Source organism: Streptomyces sp. WM6386 (assembly GCF_000972385.1).
Classification (GTDB): Bacteria; Actinomycetota; Actinomycetes; order Streptomycetales; family Streptomycetaceae; genus Streptomyces.
The window spans coordinates 1-413 of record NZ_JXTE01000542.1; the positions used below are offsets into that span (position 1 = coordinate 1).

1 pseudogene is annotated in these 413 nt (G+C 74.6%); it reads right to left on the bottom strand.

Annotated features, from left to right (window positions below):
- Positions 1–46: 46 nt before the first annotated feature.
- Positions 47–413: pseudogene (locus TN53_RS42620) on the bottom strand (polyketide synthase); the annotation flags it as partial.

Sequence of the window (413 nt, forward strand, 5' to 3'; positions counted from 1 at the left end):
TCGTCGAGGTCGACCCGGCCGGTGTCCATGAGCAGGTCGGTCACCGTCACGAGGCGTCACCGCCCGCCGCGTCACCGAGCCGGGCGCGGACGGCCGGCGACAGTTCCGCATGCAGGATCTCCAGCTCGCCGCCGAGAAACCGCCGGCGCAGCAGCCGACGCTGGATCTTGCCGCTGGTGGTCCGCGACACCGTGCCGGGAGGTACGAGCACGACGTTGTGGGCGGGCACCCCGACATCCCGGGTGAGGCGGTCGCGGACACTCGCGGCGGCGCGGGCCAGCTCGTCCGGCTCCAACTGGCGGGCCCGGTACTCGCGGACGACCACGACCTCCTCCTCGGGCACCGGCACCGAGAAGGCCGCACCGACCCCGCCTTCCAGAGCCGGGTGGGCCTCCCGCGTCGCCGCCTCCAGG